12 protein-coding genes are annotated in these 14987 nt (G+C 70.4%); 9 read left to right on the forward strand and 3 right to left on the reverse strand.

The window, feature by feature from the left end; translation table 11 throughout:
- The first annotated feature begins 147 nt into the window (after window positions 1-147).
- The 7 genes from gap (at window position 148) to pgi (ending at window position 7382) form a co-directional block, all read left to right on the forward strand.
- Window positions 148-1155 carry a type I glyceraldehyde-3-phosphate dehydrogenase gene (gap, locus tag GFH49_RS15390; protein WP_155056447.1) on the forward strand — a complete coding sequence of 336 codons (1008 nt, stop codon included), beginning with the start codon at window positions 148-150 and terminating at the stop codon, window positions 1153-1155.
- Window positions 1156-1342: 187 nt separating this feature from the next.
- Window positions 1343-2554 carry a phosphoglycerate kinase gene (locus GFH49_RS15395; RefSeq protein WP_155056448.1) on the forward strand — a complete coding sequence of 404 codons (1212 nt, stop codon included), beginning with the start codon at window positions 1343-1345 and terminating at the stop codon, window positions 2552-2554.
- Between the two features lie 6 nt (window positions 2555-2560).
- Entirely contained in the window at window positions 2561-3337 is a 777-nt protein-coding gene (gene tpiA, locus GFH49_RS15400; protein ID WP_155056449.1) for a triose-phosphate isomerase, read from the forward strand.
- Between the two features lie 102 nt (window positions 3338-3439).
- On the forward strand, window positions 3440-3670 hold the full coding sequence (secG, locus tag GFH49_RS15405; protein WP_155056469.1) for a preprotein translocase subunit SecG: 231 nt from the start codon (window positions 3440-3442) through the stop codon (window positions 3668-3670).
- Window positions 3671-3869: 199 nt separating this feature from the next.
- The gene (locus GFH49_RS15410) at window positions 3870-4205 is read left to right on the forward strand and encodes an RNA polymerase-binding protein RbpA (RefSeq protein ID WP_003976875.1); all 336 of its coding nucleotides are present in this window, start codon (window positions 3870-3872) and stop codon (window positions 4203-4205) included.
- Window positions 4206-4387: 182 nt separating this feature from the next.
- On the forward strand, window positions 4388-5656 hold the full coding sequence (locus GFH49_RS15415; protein WP_155056450.1) for an MFS transporter: 1269 nt from the start codon (window positions 4388-4390) through the stop codon (window positions 5654-5656).
- A gap of 73 nt (window positions 5657-5729) precedes the next feature.
- On the forward strand, window positions 5730-7382 hold the full coding sequence (pgi, locus tag GFH49_RS15420) for a glucose-6-phosphate isomerase (RefSeq protein ID WP_155056451.1): 1653 nt from the start codon (window positions 5730-5732) through the stop codon (window positions 7380-7382).
- A 119-nt stretch (window positions 7383-7501) separates the two neighbouring features.
- Here the strand turns inward: pgi and GFH49_RS15425 are convergent, their stop codons facing one another.
- The 3 genes from GFH49_RS15425 to GFH49_RS15435 all read right to left on the reverse strand — a co-directional run bounded on the left by GFH49_RS15425 (window position 7502) and on the right by GFH49_RS15435 (window position 11710).
- Window positions 7502-9784: an FtsX-like permease family protein gene (locus tag GFH49_RS15425; protein ID WP_155056452.1), complete on the reverse strand. Its 2283-nt coding sequence runs from the start codon at window positions 9782-9784 to the stop codon at window positions 7502-7504.
- Window positions 9785-10448: 664 nt separating this feature from the next.
- A complete protein-coding gene (locus GFH49_RS15430) occupies window positions 10449-11198 on the reverse strand; it encodes an ABC transporter ATP-binding protein (RefSeq protein ID WP_155056453.1) in 750 nt (249 codons plus the stop codon).
- Complete coding sequence (locus GFH49_RS15435; protein WP_155056454.1) at window positions 11195-11710, reverse strand: PadR family transcriptional regulator; 516 nt, start codon at window positions 11708-11710, stop codon at window positions 11195-11197. The genes GFH49_RS15430 and GFH49_RS15435 overlap by 4 nt, the downstream gene beginning before the upstream one ends.
- 124 nt (window positions 11711-11834) lie before the next feature.
- On the opposite strand from GFH49_RS15435, the gene GFH49_RS15440 reads away from it, so the two are divergent.
- Both GFH49_RS15440 and GFH49_RS15445 read left to right on the forward strand, forming a co-directional pair.
- Window positions 11835-13106: an ABC transporter substrate-binding protein gene (locus GFH49_RS15440; RefSeq protein WP_155056455.1), complete on the forward strand. Its 1272-nt coding sequence runs from the start codon at window positions 11835-11837 to the stop codon at window positions 13104-13106.
- Between the two features lie 207 nt (window positions 13107-13313).
- A complete protein-coding gene (locus tag GFH49_RS15445) occupies window positions 13314-14978 on the forward strand; it encodes a glycoside hydrolase family 13 protein (protein ID WP_196218000.1) in 1665 nt (554 codons plus the stop codon).
- Window positions 14979-14987 lie beyond the last annotated feature (9 nt).

The following is a 14987-nucleotide window of genomic DNA, read 5'->3' on the forward strand; positions in this document are numbered from 1 at the left end:
CTACTGGCGGGTACGGGCCGCCCTGCCGTGTATGGGGCATCTCGATGTCACCACCGAGGCCGCAGGGAGGTAGGGTCGTAGGCGGTCGGGGACATCCCATACAGCTCGCCGGTCTCGAAACCGGCGTACCAACGAGGAGATCGGTTCGTGACGATCCGCGTAGGCATCAACGGCTTTGGCCGCATCGGTCGTAACTACTTCCGCGCGCTGCTGGAGCAGGGTGCAGACATCGAGATCGTGGCTGTCAACGACCTGGGTGACACCGCGACCACCGCTCACCTGCTGAAGTACGACACGATCCTTGGGCGCCTCAAGCAGGAGGTCACCCACACCGCCGACACGATCACCGTCGACGGCCACACCATCAAGGTGCTCTCCGAGCGCAACCCCGCCGACATCCCGTGGGGCGAGCTGGGCGTCGACATCGTCATCGAGTCGACCGGCATCTTCACCAAGAAGGACGACGCCGCGAAGCACATCGCGGGCGGTGCGAAGAAGGTCCTCATCTCGGCTCCCGCCAAGGACGAGGACATCACCATCGTGATGGGCGTCAACCACGACAAGTACGACCCGGCGAACCACCACGTCATCTCCAACGCCTCCTGCACCACCAACTGCGTGGCGCCGATGGCCAAGGTCCTCGACGAGAACTTCGGCATCGTCAAGGGTCTGATGACGACCGTGCACGCGTACACGAACGACCAGCGCATCCTGGACTTCCCGCACAAGGACCTGCGCCGCGCCCGTGCCGCCGCGGAGAACATCATCCCGACCACCACCGGTGCCGCCAAGGCCACCGCCCTGGTCCTGCCGCAGCTCAAGGGCAAGCTGGACGGCATCGCGATGCGTGTTCCGGTCCCGACCGGCTCGGCCACCGACCTCGTCGTGGAGCTGTCCCGCGAGGTCACCAAGGACGAGGTCAACGCCGCCTTCAAGAAGGCCTCCGAGGGCGAGCTGCAGGGCTACCTGTCCTACACCGAGGACGAGATCGTCTCCTCGGACATCGTCAGCGACCCGTCGTCCTGCACCTTCGACTCCTCCCTGACCATGGTCCAGGAGGGCACGTCGGTGAAGATCCTCGGCTGGTACGACAACGAGTGGGGCTACTCCAACCGCCTCGTCGACCTCACGGTCTTCGTCGGCAACCAGCTCTGATCCACAGAGCAGGCAACTCGATGTGAGAGCAGGGCTCGGCCAGCGCACTGACGCGCTGTCCGAGCCCCCTTTTTGCGGCTGAACCGCCGCCGCTCTCGCGGACCTGGCTGCTCGCCATCGTGGTTCCTCAATCAATGGCTGATGTGTTCGCGGGAGAATTCATCAGAGCCCACTCAGGAGTCCCCTCATGAAGACGATCGACGAACTTCTCGCCGAAGGCGTGGCCGGCCGACGGGTCTTCGTCCGCGCCGACCTCAACGTTCCGCTGGCCGACGGTGTCATCACCGACGACGGCCGCATCCGCGCCGTCCTGCCGACCGTGAAGGCGCTGGCCGAGGCGGGCGCGCGCGTGATCGTGGCCTCGCACCTGGGCCGCCCCAAGGGCGCCCCGGACCCGGCTTTCTCCCTGGCGCCGGCCGCCGCGCGCATCGGCGAACTCCTCGGCGCCGACGTCCTGTTCGCCACCGACACCGTCGGCGAGTCCGCCACGACCACCGTCGCCGGCCTGACCGACGGCCAGGTCGCCGTCATCGAGAACCTGCGCTTCAACGCCGGCGAGACCTCCAAGGACGACGCCGAGCGCGGCGAGTTCGCCGACCGGCTGGCCGCCTTCGCGGACGTCTACGTCGGCGACGGCTTCGGCGCGGTCCACCGTAAGCACGCCTCCGTGTACGACCTCCCGTCCCGGCTGCCGCACTACGCCGGCTACCTCATCGCCACCGAGGTCGGCGTCCTGAAGAAGCTCACCGAGGACGTCCAGCGGCCCTACGTCGTCGCGCTCGGCGGCGCCAAGGTCTCCGACAAGCTCGCCGTCATCGACCAGTTGCTCGCCAAGGCGGACCGGCTGCTCATCGGCGGCGGCATGGCGTACACCTTCCTCAAGGCCAAGGGATACGAGGTCGGCGCATCCCTCCTCCAGGAGGACCAGATCCCGGCCGTCACCGAGTACATCGAGCGTGCGGAGAAGAGCGGTGTCGAGCTGGTCCTCCCCGTCGACCTGCTGACCGCCACAGACTTCCCGGACCTGAAGAGCAAGGCACCCGCGAACCCCGCCACCGTCGCCGCGGACGCGATGCCCGACGACCAGATGGGCCTGGACATCGGTCCGGAGTCCCGCAAGCTGTACGCCTCGAAGCTCGCCGACGCCGCCACCGTCTTCTGGAACGGCCCCATGGGCGTCTTCGAGCACCCCGACTACGCCGAGGGCACCAAGGCGGTCGCCCAGGCACTCCTCGACTCCCCGGGCTTCACGGTGGTCGGCGGTGGCGACTCCGCCGCCGCCGTCCGCATCCTGGGCTTCGACGAGACCGAATTCGGCCACATTTCGACCGGTGGCGGCGCCTCCCTCGAATACCTTGAGGGCAAGACGCTCCCCGGCCTCGCCGCACTGGAGGACTGACCCTTTATGAGCACGCGCACGCCGATCATGGCGGGCAACTGGAAGATGAACCTCAACCACCTTGAGGCCATCGCACACGTCCAGAAACTCGCCTTCGCCCTGGCCGACAAGGACTACGAGGCCGTCGAGGTCGCCGTCCTGCCGCCCTTCACCGACCTGCGCTCCGTGCAGACCCTGGTCGACGGCGACAAGCTCAAGATCAAGTACGGTGCCCAGGACATCTCGGCGCACGACTCGGGCGCCTACACCGGCGAGATCTCCGGGCCGATGCTGGCCAAGCTGAAGTGCACCTACGTGGCGATCGGCCACTCCGAGCGCCGCCAGTACCACGCCGAGACCGACGAGATCGTCAACGCCAAGGTCAAGGCCGCCTACAAGCACGGGCTGACGCCGATCATGTGCGTCGGCGAGGAGCTGGAGGTCCGCGAGGCGGGCAACCACGTCTCCCACACCCTCGCCCAGGTCGAGGGCGGCCTCAAGGACGTCCCTGCCGAGCAGGCCGAGTCCATCGTGATCGCCTACGAGCCCGTCTGGGCCATCGGCACCGGCAAGGTGTGCGGCGCCGAGGACGCTCAGGAGGTCTGCGCCGCCATCCGCGGCAAGCTCGCCGAGCTGTACACCCAGGACCTCGCCGACCAGGTCCGCATCCAGTACGGCGGCTCCGTCAAGGCGGGCAACGTGGCCGAGATCATGGCCCAGGCCGACGTCGACGGTGCGCTCGTGGGCGGTGCGTCGCTCGATGCCGACGAGTTCGTCAAGATCGTGCGCTTCCGCGACCAGTGAGTATGCGGTAGCGGCGATACGTCGTACCCTTGCGGGGGCACAGCCCGGTGGCTGTGCCCCTGTCGTCCATCCAGATCCGAGGAAGTTGGTCCAGCCGTGGTTATGGGGTTCTCGATCGCCCTGATCGTCTTCAGCGGGCTGCTGATGCTGCTGGTGCTGATGCACAAGGGCAAGGGCGGCGGCCTTTCCGACATGTTCGGTGGCGGCATGCAGTCCTCCGTCGGCGGCTCCTCGGTCGCCGAGCGCAACCTCGACCGCATCACCCTGGTCGTCGGTCTGCTGTGGTTCGCGTGCATCGTCGTGCTCGGCCTCCTGATGAAGGTGGACGCCTGATCGGCACGCACAATCCGTACGTAAGGCCCCATGTTCGGTACGCGCAGCTGAGCGCGGCCTATCATGGGGCTTGCGTCTAGGTGTGCGGGCTGTAACTCCAATCACTGGACGCGCGTTGGGCCTTACGTAGACTGAGGCGCTCGCAGCGAAGCGAAACGCCGACTCGCTTCGCGGCACCATCACGCAGGGAGTTACGACCGTGGCAAGTGGCAACGCGATCCGAGGAAGCCGGGTCGGGGCGGGGCCGATGGGCGAGGCCGAGCGGGGCGAGTCCGCGCCCCGGCTGCGCATCTCCTTCTGGTGCTCCAACGGGCATGAGACGCAGCCCAGCTTCGCCAGCGACGCGCAGGTCCCCGAAACCTGGGACTGCCCGCGCTGCGGCTTCCCCGCAGGACAGGACCGGGACAACCCGCCGGACCCGCCGCGCACCGAGCCGTACAAGACGCACCTCGCGTATGTACGGGAGCGGCGCAGCGACGCGGACGGCGAGGCGATCCTCGCCGAGGCACTCGCCAAACTGCGGGGCGAGATCTAGGGCCTGGTCTGCCCGGCAGATGGCGGGCCAAGCCCCGCTGGACGCCTAGGAGTCGAGAACCGGCCGGGTACCGAGAGGTGCCTGGCCGGAGCTGTTTGCGGGCCGCTGGGCCGCCGGGCCCCGGCCGATTGTCAGTGGTGCCCTCTACGGTTTGTGCATCGGGCGAATCGTGAGGGGGATACGTGGCGGCGGTCGAGACGGGGGACGGGTGCGCGCCGGCGTGGCGCGGCGGGTTCGGGCGGCTGTGGAGCGCCGCCGTGCTCTCCAGCTTCGGTGATGCGCTGCGTACGGCCGCGCTGCCGCTGCTCGCCGCGACGCTGACCGGCCGGCCGCTGCTGATCGCCGCGGTGACCGCCTGCGGCTATCTGCCGTGGATCGTCTTCGGACTGCTGGGCGGCGCCGTCGCCGACCGGGTGGACCAGCGGCGCGCGATGTGGATGGTCGATGCGGTACGAGGCCTGCTGGTCGCCTCCTTCGCGGCGGCCGTGGCTCTCGGACACGCCTCGGTCGCCCTGCTGATCGCGCTGGCCTTCGCCCTGACCACCCTCCAGACCCTCTTCGACAACGCGTCGACGGCCCTGCTGCCCGCCCTGGTGGACCACAAGGCGCTCGGCAGCGCGAATGCGCGCCTGATGACCGGGCAGCGTCTCGCGGGCGGTCTGCTGGGCGCACCGGTCGTGCCCCTGCTGATCGCGGCCGGAGCGGCGGTGCCCTTCGCGGCCGACGCGGTCACGTATCTGGTGGCGGCCGCACTGGTCGCCTCCCTGCGGACAGCCCCGCCCGAGCGCAAGCCCAGACCGGCGGGCAGCACCCTGCGGCGCGAGATCGCGGAGGGGCTGCGCACGCTGTGGCGGGACCAGACCCTGCGTGGCCTGTGCGCCGCCACCGCCCTGTGCAACATCGGCATGGGTGCCCTCATCGCCACCATGGTGCTCCTGGTCACAGGCTGGCTGGACGCGGGCACCTCCGGTTACGCGGTGGCGATGACGGCGTACACGGTCGGCAGCCTGGCCGGCGGAGTGGCCGGAAGACCGCTGATCGCCCGGGTGGGCCGGGTCCGCGGGGTGCTGCTCGCCGGGACCGTGCAGATCGGCGCGCTCGTCGTGATGGGTTCGGTGCGAAACCTCGTCGCGCTGGCCGCCGCCCTGGCCGTGCTCGGGTTCATGGGCATGGTGTGGAACGTCAACACCACGACCCTGATGCAGCAGCGCAGCCCCGCCGAACTGCTGGGCCGGGTCAGCGCCGCCTTCCGCACGGTCGGGGTCGCCGGGGCACCGCTGGGCGCCCTGCTGGGCGGAGCCGTCGCCACCGCGTGGGGACTGAACACCCCGGCGCTGCTCGCGGCAGCCTTCTTCGCCCTGTCCGTCACCGCGCTGATACCCGCGCTCAAGGCGAACGTACTTGTCGTTGCACGGCAGGACGGCACCACGACAGCTCACGTCACGCGCTGATCAACTAGGTTGGGACCGGCAGCGGGGCAAGGTACGCAGGCAGGACAGGTAGGAAAGAAGGCTGAAGTCCGAGATGAACGCAGAAAGCCGTACCCGGCTCAACCAGACACCCGAGTGGACCGCGCTGGCCAAGCACCGTGAGGAACTCGGCGAGGTGCAGCTGCGCGAGCTGTTCGCCGCCGACCCCGGCCGCGGCTCCGGTTACACACTCCAGGTCGGCGACCTGTACGTCGACTACTCCAAGCACCTCGTCACCGACGAGACGCTGCGGCTGCTGCGTGAACTGGCCGCCGCCACGGATGTGTTCGGCCTCCGGGACGCCATGTTCCGCGGTGACCGCATCAACATCACCGAGGACCGCGCCGTGCTGCACACCGCGCTGCGCGCCCCGCGGAACGCGGTGGTCGAGGTCGACGGGGAGAACGTGGTCCCGGGTGTGCACGCGGTCCTGGACAAGCTGGCCGACTTCGCCGAGCGGGTCCGTTCCGGCGCCTGGACCGGCCACACCGGCAAGCGCATCAAGAACGTGGTCAACGTCGGCATCGGCGGCTCCGACCTCGGCCCGGCGATGGCGTACGAGGTGCTGCGCAGCTACACGGACCGCGACCTGACGGTCCGCTTCGTGTCGAACGTGGACGGGGCCGACCTGCACGAGGCCGTCCGCGACCTGGACGCGGCTGAGACGTTGTTCGTCATCGCCTCGAAGACGTTCACCACGATCGAGACGATCACCAACGCGACCTCGGCCCGCAACTGGCTGCTGGGTGAGCTGAAGGCCGGTCAGGAAGCCGTCGCCAAGCACTTCGTGGCGCTGTCGACCAACGCCGAGAAGGTCTCCGGCTTCGGTATCGACCCGGCCAATATGTTCGAGTTCTGGGACTGGGTCGGCGGACGGTACTCGTACGACTCGGCGATCGGCCTGTCCCTGATGATCGCCATCGGGCCGGACCGGTTCCGCGAGATGCTCGACGGGTTCCGGATCGTCGACGAGCACTTCAAGAGCGCGCCCGCGGACGCCAACGTGCCGCTGCTGCTGGGCCTGTTGGGCATCTGGTACGGCAACTTCCACGACGCCCAGTCGCACGCGGTACTGCCCTACAGCCACTACCTGTCCAAGTTCACCGCCTACTTGCAGCAGCTAGACATGGAGTCCAACGGCAAGTACGTCGGGCGGGACGGCCTTCCGGTGGAGTGGCAGACCGGGCCGGTCGTCTGGGGCACGCCCGGCACCAACGGGCAGCACGCCTACTACCAGCTGATCCACCAGGGCACGAAGATGATCCCGGCCGACTTCATCGGCTTCGCCGAGCCGGTCGCCGAGCTGAGTGACGAACTCAAGGCGCAGCACGACCTGCTGATGGCGAACTTCTTCGCCCAGACGCAGGCACTGGCCTTCGGCAAGACGCCTCAGGAGGTGCGTGCGGAAGGTGTGCCCGAGGAACTGGTGGCGCACAAGACGTTCCTGGGCAACCACCCGACGACCACGATCCTCGCGCGCGAGCTGACCCCGTCGGTCCTCGGCCAGCTGATCGCCCTCTACGAACACAAGGTGTTCGTGCAGGGCGCCGTCTGGAACATCGACTCCTTCGACCAGTGGGGGGTCGAGCTGGGCAAGGTCCTCGCCAAGCGGGTCGAGCCCGCCCTGACCGAGGGCGCGGAGGTGCCCGGCCTGGACGCGTCCAGCAAGGCTCTGGTCGCCAAGTACCGGGAGCTGCGCGGCCGGTAGCGATCACGATGCGGGAAGCGGACGCCGCGAGGCCGTCCGCTTCCCGTGAACTCCCTGGCGATCATCGACGCGTGCCCGTGCACCCTGAGACAACAGGTGAGCCGGCTTCCACCGCGGCTCTACGCCGCCGCGCTCAGGGTGTCGGCGAGTCGCCCGCCGGCCGCGCGGGCTGCGGGCAGGGCGGCGAGGGCGGCGGCGCCCACCACGGCGGCTGCGCCGAACAGCACCAGGAGTACGGGCGACGGACCCTGCGCTATCCCGGCGCCGATGCCGCTGGACCTGCCCTGCGCGTCGATGAGCCAGTGCGCGAGGGGCAGCCCCAGCGCCGTGCCGAGCACGACCGCGGCCAGGGTGGTGCAGGCGGTCGCCGTGACGGTGACGGCGGTGATCTGCCGTGGGGTCAGGCCGACGGCCTTGAGCGCCAGCAGGTCCCGCTCGCCCTCGCGGACTGTGCCGCCGATCATCGTCAGCAGTTCGACGATCCCGATGAGCGCGAGGATGGCGATCAGCCCGAGCACGACTCCGCGCAGCGGTGACAGCCCGTCCACCGGATTCGGCACGGCGTGCACGTCCACGTGCCCGCGGGCGGCGGTGGCGAGGTCGCCCGCGACCTCGCGGGGGGCGGCACCCGGCTGGAGGCGCAACTGGTAGAGCGTGGGACGCAGCCGGGGGTCGTTCTCGCGGAGGGTGTCGAGGGAGGTGGAGATGACCCGGCCGGCGTTCTCCGGTTCGATGCTGCGGCCCACGATGTGCAGGATCTGCGGCTGGTCGCCCACGGTCATGCGCACCCAGTCGCCGACCCGCACGTCCAGCAGATCGAGCAGCCCCTGCCCGGCCACCGCCTCGTCCCGGCCGCGGGCGGGGCGGCCCTCGGCCAGGGCGTACGGGTAAGGGTCCTGGCGGGTGCCGAGACCGCGCAGGGCGATCGTGGCGGTCTGGCCCGGTACCAGGGCCGCCACCTCGACGCCCGGGTGGGCTGCGGCGATGCGCGGATCGCGGTCGAAGAGGGCCCGGACATCGCGGTCGCTGACCTCGCCGTCGGGGCGGACGGTGAGCGCGGCGGCGAGGCCGACCTGGTCGGGCCTGCTGTGGAAGCGGTCGATGGTGGCCCAGGCGCTCATCGCCACCACGATCAGCAGCAGGGGGAGCGCGAGCCGGGCGACGGTGGCCGGTGTCCGTGGCCGGCGGGGAAACGCCTTGTGCCAGCCCAGGACCAGGGCCGGCGGCAGCCGCAGCCCGAGCGCTCCGCGCGCCGGGCCCGACAGCCCGCCGCCCGTCGGCGCGGCGGTCCGCGACACGGGCACCGGGGACACGCGTCCCGCTCGCCAGGCCGCGAGCCCGGTGGTCGCGGCGATGAACAGCACGGCGCCCACCGGTATCGCGAGCAGGGCGGCGGTGTGCCCCGGCAGCCCCTGCCACACGCCGACCGCGTCACCGAGACGGCCCGGGATCCGGCTTCCCAGCGCCCGGGTGAGCGCCGCCGCGGCCACCGCGCCGAGCAGGGCGTAGGCCACGTGCTGGAACAGGAAGACCCGGACGACCTGGCCGGGCGTGAAGCCGATCGCCTTCAGGACCGAGATGTCGCGCAGATGGCCCCGGATGCGGGTGCCGATCGCCCCGTGCACGGCCAGTCCGGCGGCGAGCAGCGCGCCGAGTCCGAACAGGCCCAGCACCTGGCCGAGGAGGCGGGTGTCGCCCTGCGCCTCGGACCGGGCCTGCTGCCAGGTGGAGACCTCGCTGACCGCGCCGGCGCCGAGCACGGTGACGGCACGCTGGACGGCGTAGTCCGTTTCCTCCGGGTCCGTCAGGCGCAGCCCGGTGACCTCGCCGTCCGGGGCGCGCACGGCGGACGGCAGTGCCCATACGAGTCCCGGGCGCTCACCGGGGCGGTAGTACGGCTCGGCGCTGTCGGCGACCCCGGCGACGGTCAGGGTGCGCGCGGTGCCGGGCAGGGCGAGGACGTCTCCGGGCTCGGCGAGCAGGGCGGCGGCCAGGTGGCTCTCCAGCACCACACCGTCGGGGCGCGCGTCGTCCAGCCAGCGGCCCGACGTCAGCAGCGGGCGCCCGACGGCGGGCCGGGCGGCCGTGCCGCGCAGCTCGACGGATGCGCGGACGCCGCGGGAGGCGATGGTGGCCGACTCGGTGGGGTAGGGGCCCGCGACGGACTCGACTCCGTCCAGTGCGGCCAGCTCGCGCGCGTCGGCGGAGGGGCCGGTGTGGATCCACACGTGCGCGTCCCGCGACTGGGTGAACACACGCTGCCAGGGGTTGGTCGCGTAGCCGAAGAGTGCCGTCGCGAGGAGCAGGGAGACGACGACTCCGGCGGTGGCGAGCATGATGAACAGTGCCTCGCCGCGGTGCGTGCGCAGGTCGGAGTGCACCCAGCGCAGGGTTGCTCGCATGGCCTCAGCCCCTTGAGCCGGGTGCGCCGCGGCGGTGGCCGCACGGTGGGACGCGCAACGCAGGCTGACTCGCCCCGGGTGCGCCGGGGCGGTTGTGGCCGCGCCCCGGGGACAGCAGGGCCGGTTGGTTCGGCCTGTGTGCGTCGGGGTGGGCGTGGTTGCGGTGGCGCATCCGCGGGGCAGGTTGCCCCAACCCGGGTGCGCCGGAACACCCAGAGCGCCGCCGCGTGATCTTCAGCGCCGCCTGTCCCGACTCGCGCGCGCCCGGACTACCTGCCGTCGGTTCGCCGTATGTGCCCTGGCCGCTGGCTGTCGGTTCGCCGTATGTGCCCTGGCCGCTGGCTGTCGGTTCGCCGTATGTGCCCTGGCGGCTGGCCGTCGGTTGGTCGTCTGTGCCTGGGTGGCCGGGTGCTGGCTCGTCGTCTGTGCTCGGGCTGCCTGCCGTCGGTTCGCGGTCGGCGTCTGGGTGGCCTGGAGCTGGTTGGTCGTCTGTGTTCGGGCGAGCGACTGCCGGTTGGTCGTCTGTGGTCGGGCGAGTGACCGCCCACTCCTCGTCTGTGCTCGGGCGAGTGACCGCCCACTCCTCGTCTGCGGTCGGGCGAGTGACCGCCCGCTCGTCGTCTGCGCCCGGTCCGTCCGGCGCCAGTTTGTCGTACACCGCGGGTCAGTCCTTCAGCTCCAGCACGCCGGACGTGCCGACTCGGCGCGAGGGTGTGCCGGTCAGTTCTGCGTCGTCCGCGATGCGGCCGTCGAAGAAGCTGATGACCCGGTCCGCGGCGCTGGCCAGTCGGGCGTCATGGGTGACCAGCACGATCGTCTGGCCGCGCTGGTGGAAGCGGGAGAGCAGCCGCATGACTTCGCGGGTGCCCCGGCTGTCCAGGCTGCCCGCGGGTTCGTCGGCGAGCAGCAGCGGCGGGTGGTTGACCAGGGCGCGGGCCAGTGCGACCCGCTGTTGCTCACCGCCGGACAGCTCACCCGGCATGCTGCGCTCCTTGCCGGCCAGACCCAGCTCCTCCAGCAGCGCCTCCCGCTCGGCCCGGGCACGCTTGGGCGGCGCCCCGGCGAGCAGGGCGGGCAGCTCGACGTTGTCGGCGACGGAGAGGTTGGAGACCAGGTTGAAGAACTGGAAGACGATCCCGATGCGCCGACGGCGCTCCACGGCCCAGCGCGCCTCGGTGTAGGAGTCGGTGCACTCGCCGTCCAGCCAGATGCTGCCGCCGTCCGGCCGCTGCAACCCCCCGAGCAGGTGCAGCAGCGTCGACTTGCCGGCGCCGGACGGGCCGGTGACGGCCACGAACTCGCCCCCCGTCACGCACAGATCGACGCCGCGCACGGCGTGTGCCGGGGCGCCCTCGCCGTAGTGCGTCTTGACCAGTCCCTCGGCGCGCAGCAGAGGAGTGGGGCTGTCGCTCACTCCGGCTCCTCCAGTTCCTCCTGGCAGCGCTCCAACCAGTCGAGGTCGGCCTGCAGATGGAGCATCGCGCCCTCGATCAACAGGTGGGCGACCCGGTTGTCCCGGTTCTCGGCGGCGGCCAGCTTCGACAGGTTGCGCATGGTGTTCAGGTACTGGCGCCGCTGTTTGTTGATCAGCGCGATCTGGTCGGCCAGACCGGTCTGGGGGGCGAGGGCGAGCTTCATGAAGAACTCGTCCCGCACTCGCGGCTCGTCCGCCGTCTCCTCGTACCAGGCGTGCAGCGCCTCGCGCCCGGCGTCGGTGAGGTGGTAGATCTTCTTGTTGGGCCGGCTCGACTGCTCGACCTCTTCGCCCTCGATCAGGCCCGTCTTCTCAAGTCGTCCGAGGGTCACATAGATCTGGCCGATGTTCGGCTGAGGGTACGCGGAGCCCAGCAGTTGCTCAAGGTCCTGCCTGAGTTCGTAGCCGTGGGCCGGTCCGCGCGCGAGGAGTGCCAGGAGCGGCAGGCGCACTCGTTCTCTCCTCCTCGCGTCCTTGTAATGTGCGGCAGACCCTAGTATCGCCCATACCTAACAGGTATATATGTCCTCTGACTCCGGGCGAAGGTGCTCGGCGCCGGTGCACAGGGAGGAACCTATGCGGTGGATACACGCCGCCGGTAGGGGTCTTCTCGTCCTCGTCGTGATCTTGACAGGATATGTGGCCTCGGGCGCACGGGCCGACGACGCGGCCAAGGGCGACCGGGGACCCTTGACCCTGGCCACCGCCGGAGACCTCACCGGGTATCTAGGCCCTCTGCTGGCGGGATGGAACCGCGCCCATCCCGACGAGAAGGTGACCCTCGTCGAGTTGCCGGACTCGGCCGACGAGACCCGTGCACAGATGATCACCGATCTGCGCGGCGGTGACCGCGGCCGTTTCGACATCCTCAACATCGATGTCGCCTGGACCTCCGAGTTCGCGGCGGCCGGCTGGATTCGCCCGCTGGCACAGGACCGCTTTCCGCTCGACTCCTTCCTGCCCCCGGTCGTCGACACGGCGACATACGACGGGCGTCTGTACGCCGTCCCGTACGTCACCAACGCCGGGCTGTTGCTCTACCGCAAGGACATCCTGGAGAGGGAGGGCCTGCCGCCGCCGCGCACCTGGGCCGAGTTGGAGCGGGCCGCGAAGACGGTCGCCCCGAAGTACGGCCTCGACGGCTACGCCGGCCAGTTCCTGCCGTACGAGGGCCTGACCGTCAACGCGGCCGAGGCCGTGTACTCGGCCGGGGGCACGATCCTGGGCGACGAGGGCGAACGCGTCACCGTGAACTCGAACGCGGCCCGCGAGGGCCTCGGGTTCCTCGCCCGCGGGGTGCGCGAGGGCTGGATCCCGCAGCAGGCGCTGACGTACAAGGAGGAGGAGTCCAAGCAGGCCTTCCTCGACGGCCGCCTGCTGTTCCTGCGCAACTGGCCCTACGCCTACGCCGCCGCCTCGGCCGAAGGGTCACCGCTGGCCGGGAAGGTCGGGGTCGTACCGCTGCCCGGTCCCGACGGGCCGGGCGCGAGTGTGCTCGGCGGCTCCAACCTGGCCGTCAACACCCATGCGCGGCACCCCGACACGGCCGCGCGGCTGCTCGCGTACCTCACCGGCGAGCCCGTCCAGCGCCAGGTGCTCACGCGCGGGGCGCTGCCGCCGGTGCGCGCCGATCTCTATGACGATCCGGCGCTCGTCCGGCGCTTTCCGTATCTGCCGATCCTGCGCGAGAGCGTGCTCGCCGCCGCTCCGCGCCCCAAGAGCCCGCGCTACGACCAGGTCAGCCTGGCGGTGCAGGCGGCCGTGCAGGATGCGATGACCGGGCGTGAGACGCCCGGGGGTGCGGTGCGGCGGTTGGCGCGCGAGCTTGCCGCCATCTCCCGTCGGTAGCCGGTAGCCGGTAGCCGGTAGCCGGTAGCCGGTAGCCGGTAGCCGGTAGCCGGTAATCGGTAATCGGTAGTCGGTAGTTACCTGTTAGGTAACGCGGACGTATCGACCTGTCGTTTTGCGCCCTGATAAGTCCGGATTTGACCGGCCAACTGCTCGGTAATCGCGCCACGTTCATTGACACCTCCGCGACACATCTACCTAACATGCATGCATAACCGTCAGCCCTCGCAGAGACAGGTCAATGGGTTGAACAAGCAGCACTGGTGGCGTGACGCGGTGATCTACCAGGTGTACGTCCGCAGCTTCCTGGACAGCACCGGTGACGGCATCGGCGATCTCGCGGGCGTCCGGGCCGGACTGCCGTATCTGAAGAAGCTCGGCGTCGACGGGATCTGGCTGAGCCCCTTCTACCCCTCGCCCCAGCACGACCACGGCTACGACGTGGCCGACTACTGCGATGTCGACCCGCTCTTCGGCGACCTCGCCGAGTTCGACCTGCTGATGGCGGCGGCCCGGCGGCTCGGCATCAGGGTGCTGCTCGACATCGTCCCCAACCACTGCTCCAGCGAGCATCCGTGGTTTCGTGAGGCACTCGCCGCCGGACCCGGCAGTGCGGCCCGCGCCCGTTTCCACTTCGCCGACGGCCGCGGGCCCGACGGGGCGGAGCCGCCCAACAACTGGCACTCCATGTTCGGTGGCCCGGCCTGGAGCCGGGTGACCGAGGCGGACGGGCGGCCCGGCCAGTGGTACCTGCACATGTTCGCGCCCGAGCAGCCCGACTGGAACTGGCGCGACCCCGGGACCGGCGCCGAGTTCGACCGGATCCTCCGCTTCTGGCTGGACCGGGGCATCGACGGCTTCCGCATCGATGTCGCCGCCGGTCTCTTCAAGCACCCGGAGCTGCCCGACTCGGACGACCCGGAGGCCGACGCCCGCACTCGCGACTCGGTCAACCCGCTCGCCTGGAACCAGCCCGAGGTGCACGCGGTGTGGCGTGACTGGCGTTCCCTGTGCGAGGAGTACACCGCCCGCGACGGCCGTGAGCGGCTCCTCGTCGGCGAGGTGTCCGTCCCGACCGCGCGCGAGCACGCCCGGTACGTCCGCTCCGACGAACTCCACCAGGCCTTCTTCTTCGACCTGCTGAGCGCCCCCTGGGACGCCGACGCCTTCCGCAAAGTCGTCTCGGAGGCCATGCAGGACATCGCCGGCACGGGCTCGACGGTCACCTGGGTCCTCAACAACCACGACCAGGTCCGCACCGTCACCCGCTACGGCGAACCCGCCACCGAGGGCAGCGGACTCGGTGCCGCCCGCGCCCGCGCCGCCGCGCTGCTGATGCTGGCGCTGCCCGGAGCCGCGTACGTCTACCAGGGCGAGGAGCTGGGCCTGCCCGAGGTCGTCGATCTGCCCGACGACGTGCTCACCGACCCGATCTTCCGCCGTACCGGCAGCCGCGCCCGGATCCGCGACGGCTGCCGGGTGCCGCTGCCGTGGTCGGGGCAGGCGTCCCCGTTCGGCTTCACCTCCGGGGTGGAGGGTGCCAAGCCGTGGCTGCCGCAGCCGGAGTGGTTCGCCCAGCACGCCACCGACCGTGCCCTCGCCGACACCCGCTCCTTCTGGCACCTGTACCGCGAAGGCCTCCAACTGCGTTCCTCCCTGCCCCAGTTGGGCGAGGGGACGCTGCGCTGGCTGGACACCCCGCCGGGCGTCCTCGCCTTCGTCCGCGGCGACGACCTGGTCTGCGCCGTCAACTTCACCACGGCACCCGTGCCCGCACCGGTGCCCGGTACTCCGCTGCTGGCCAGCGGGGACTGCCCGGCGGCCGGAGTGCTTCCCGGCTCGACGACCGCCTGGTGGATCAACGATCTCTGATCCTCCGTC

The organism is Streptomyces blattellae (genome assembly GCF_009709555.1).
Lineage (GTDB): Bacteria > Actinomycetota > Actinomycetes > Streptomycetales > Streptomycetaceae > Streptomyces > Streptomyces blattellae.

What these genes read in the sequence shown, in the direction of transcription:
- GFH49_RS15395 (WP_155056448.1), top strand. Translation starts at nt 1,343, where the DNA reads ATGAAGACGATCGACGAACTTCTCGCCGAAGGCGTGGCCGGCCGACGG.
- tpiA (WP_155056449.1), top strand. Translation starts at nt 2,561, where the DNA reads ATGAGCACGCGCACGCCGATCATGGCGGGCAACTGGAAGATGAACCTC.
- secG (WP_155056469.1), top strand. Translation starts at nt 3,440, where the DNA reads ATGGGGTTCTCGATCGCCCTGATCGTCTTCAGCGGGCTGCTGATGCTG.
- pgi (WP_155056451.1), top strand. Translation starts at nt 5,730, where the DNA reads ATGAACGCAGAAAGCCGTACCCGGCTCAACCAGACACCCGAGTGGACC.
- GFH49_RS15425 (WP_155056452.1), bottom strand. Translation starts at nt 9,784, where the DNA reads ATGCGAGCAACCCTGCGCTGGGTGCACTCCGACCTGCGCACGCACCGC.
- GFH49_RS15440 (WP_155056455.1), top strand. Translation starts at nt 11,835, where the DNA reads ATGCGGTGGATACACGCCGCCGGTAGGGGTCTTCTCGTCCTCGTCGTG.
- GFH49_RS15445 (WP_196218000.1), top strand. Translation starts at nt 13,314, where the DNA reads ATGCATAACCGTCAGCCCTCGCAGAGACAGGTCAATGGGTTGAACAAG.